Consider the following 3,166-nt stretch of genomic DNA (forward strand, 5'->3'; position numbering starts at 1 on the left):
TCAATTGTGCGATTATAACTGGAAGCCGGTTGACATCAGCCCGTTTATGTACATTAAAGGATTTACACAACAGCGTATTACCACCAACCGCTATTCTTCCATTGCATTTACAAAATATACACACTACCAGGCCATAGTACCCGACAGAAATACCACCATTACTTTATCGGGTAATTACCTGCTGAAAGTTTTTTTAAATGGCGATACATCGCAATTGGCTTTTACAAGAAGGCTGTTAGTACTGGATCAAAAAGCGGCCATTGCTGCAAAAGTTGTGCAGCCATACACACCGCAGTTTTATACTACACATCAAAAAGTGCAGTTTACTGCAAACATAACAGGCGTTAATACTTTTAGTGCAGCACAACAAGTCAAGGTGGTTATTTTACAAAATAACCGCTGGGATAATTCTTTAAAAGATATTGCACCAACATTTGTTCGTGGCGCAGCTTTAGAATACAGTAACGAAAATAATTTGGTGTTTGCTGCCGGTAAAGAATGGCGCTGGCTCGATTTAAGGAGTTTTAGATTGCAAAGCGACAGGGTGGACAGTGCCAATTACAAAAAAACTTCCACCGATATTTTTGTAAAAAGAGATAAAGACAGGAGTGGAGAAAGGTATGTTTCTTTCAGGGATCTTAACGGCATGTTTTTAATTGAAACTTACGAAAGTATTAACCCTTACTGGCAGGGAGATTTTGCAACAGTGCATTTTACCTTAGCTACCGCCAACGCACAGCCCATAACCGGTAAAGATATTTATTTGGCCGGCCAGCTTACAGATTATGCTTTTAATGATAAAACTAAAATGGTTTTTAATGCTGAAAAAGGGGTGTATGAAGTAACCGCTTTTTTAAAACAGGGTTATTATAATTACACTTACATAGCAGTTGATAAAAATAACCCTGCAAACAAAATAGATATGGAAGGCAATTACTGGGAAACAGAAAACACGTACACTATTTTAATGTATTACAAAGCCTTTACCGACCGCTCTGATCAATTGATAGGTGTGGGAAGAATAAGTTCGAGAACGGATAAACCGGGTATAAGTTTTTAACGCCCCTATCCCCTGAAAGGGAAATGTAAAAGATTATGCTTTGATTTTTTACACAATTTTTTACTTGCTTTTTTTAATTCAAGCTTCAACTTTCAACCTGTATCCGTATATTTGCGGCGGCAAGTCTTATACGGCCAGCTCCTGTTGAACTCCCCCAGGGCCGGAAGGCAGCAAGGGTAGATGGTTGAGCGGTGCGATGTAAGTAACTTGCCATTTTTTATTTATACTATCATATAATATATACAAGCTCCAATGAAATTTTTTATTGATACAGCCAACCTGGCACAAATTAAAGAAGACAACGATTTAGGTATTTTAGATGGTGTTACCACCAACCCCAGTTTAATGGCTAAAGAAGGCATTAAAGGCAGCGAGGCTGTAATGGCGCATTACAAAACTATTTGCGAAATGGTGGATGGTGATATTAGTGCCGAAGTTATTTCTACAGATTTTGATGGCATTGTAGAGGAAGGGAAAAAATTAGCTGCTATTCACCCGAACATTGTGGTAAAAGTACCCATGATTAAAGATGGTATTAAAGCCATAAAATGGTTTACAGATAATGGTATAAGAACCAACTGTACGTTGATATTTTCAGCAGGCCAGGCAATACTGGCAGCAAAAGCTGGCGCAAGTTACGTGTCGCCATTTATTGGCAGGGTAGATGATACCGGTTGGGATGGCATGGATCTGATTCATCAGTTGCGCCAGATATTTTCTATACAGGGATATAAAACAGAAATTTTAGCGGCCTCAATCCGCAACCCCAATCATATTATTAAATGTGCCGAAGCCGGAGCAGATGTTTGTACTTGCCCGCTGGTTTCTATTTTAGGATTATTAAAGCATCCTTTAACAGATAGCGGTTTAGCACAGTTTTTAGAAGATGCTAAGAAGTTTGCATAGGTGTCAGACGGTTTGAAACCGTCATGACACCTGATTAATTAAAAATGCCCGGTAAATCTTTTTTTGAAGAACCGGGCATTTTACGTTTTTGAATAAATGTCACACGGTTTTAAACCGTCGAGACATTTACCCTTTTTTACGCTTCGATTTGGGAGGTTGCATATCATTCAACAACTGTTCAGTTGTTTTTAAGTTTTCATCATCGGGTTTTTTCTTTATGTATAAAACAAATTCTTTGTTTAAGGCGGGGTTGGTTTTTAAAACCACTTTTATGGTAACTTTTTCAGGTACAAAATCTTTATCAAGCACTAAACTATTCCCAATAAATTTACCTGCAGATGATGTAAATAAAATATTGCTGCTGTCTAACGGACAATACCTGCCATTGCTCATAAGCCCATCTACATTAATATAATTGTAAGTGCCTTTTTTAAGACTGTCGGTATATAGGTTAACATAAATACTGTCTATTTTCTGTGCTTTTGCAGCAAAGGAAATAAGCAATAAAATAGCAGGTAAAATTTTATACAACTGTTTTGTTTTGTACAAAGATGTAAAAAATTATGCCAGCGTTGCAGCAGGTGGAAAAGATTAATTGTTAAAATTGGTTAACAGGAAGTGAAACTACTTTTTAATGGCTGTAATTTTTTTCCAAACAGCATTGGGTAACATTGGTTTCAGTAATTGTCCCATATAATTTTCAGGAAATTTTTCTTTAATGCCAAAGTTGTCAGGCTCATGTGGCGGGCAGGTATAAGTGCCAAATAATTTATCCATTAATGGAGAAATGTTGGCATAATTTCCTGCATCCCTTTCAATATCGTGGTGCCAGTGATGCAGTTCGGGTGAGCCTATCAATAATTTTAATGGCCCAATAGATAATCTTACATTCGAATGAATATAGATTGCCCAAATTCCTCTAAAAGCTACAACAACTGCCAGGGTTTCTAATTGAAAGCCCATAATAAAAGCGGGAAGATTAATGAGCCCGATCGTATAAATAGAATCAAGCGGATGCTCCCGGTGTGCAGCCAGCCAATCTAAATGCTCGGTGCTATGATGCACTTTATGGAACCTCCATAAAAAATCAACTTTATGCTGTATCCTGTGCCCCCAGTAAATGATTAAATCACTCATAAAAAGCATTTCGATAGCCTGTAACCAAATGGGTTGCTTTTGTATAGATATACTAAAATTTGC

Annotated in this window: 4 protein-coding genes and 1 other RNA gene; 3 read left to right on the forward strand and 2 right to left on the reverse strand. The window is 37.5% G+C overall.

Annotation, left to right across the window (positions count from 1 at the left end):
- The 3 genes from ACY65O_RS03105 to fsa all read left to right on the forward strand — a co-directional run.
- Positions 1-1,060: type IX secretion system plug protein (locus ACY65O_RS03105; protein WP_462219389.1), on the forward strand; the 1,060-nt coding region annotated here is incomplete at its 5' end.
- Positions 1,061-1,177: 117 nt separating this feature from the next.
- Positions 1,178-1,276: signal recognition particle sRNA small type (ffs, locus tag ACY65O_RS03110), an RNA gene on the forward strand.
- Positions 1,277-1,312: 36 nt separating this feature from the next.
- Positions 1,313-1,966 (forward strand): fructose-6-phosphate aldolase, encoded by a 654-nt coding sequence (gene fsa, locus ACY65O_RS03115; RefSeq protein WP_462219390.1) that lies wholly within the window; start codon positions 1,313-1,315, stop codon positions 1,964-1,966.
- 126 nt (positions 1,967-2,092) lie between these two features.
- Here the strand turns inward: fsa and ACY65O_RS03120 are convergent, their stop codons facing one another.
- Positions 2,093-2,497 carry a hypothetical protein gene (locus ACY65O_RS03120; RefSeq protein ID WP_462219391.1) on the reverse strand — a complete coding sequence of 135 codons (405 nt, stop codon included), beginning with the start codon at positions 2,495-2,497 and terminating at the stop codon, positions 2,093-2,095.
- A gap of 93 nt (positions 2,498-2,590) precedes the next feature.
- The coding region (locus ACY65O_RS03125; protein WP_462219392.1) for a sterol desaturase family protein at positions 2,591-3,166 on the reverse strand (576 nt) is incomplete at its 5' end.

Source organism: Ferruginibacter sp. (assembly GCF_031430955.1).
GTDB lineage: Bacteria > Bacteroidota > Bacteroidia > Chitinophagales > Chitinophagaceae > Ferruginibacter.

Coding starts and splice junctions, on each gene's coding strand:
- fsa (WP_462219390.1), top strand. CDS start 1,313: ATGAAATTTTTTATTGATACAGCCAACCTGGCACAAATTAAAGAAGAC.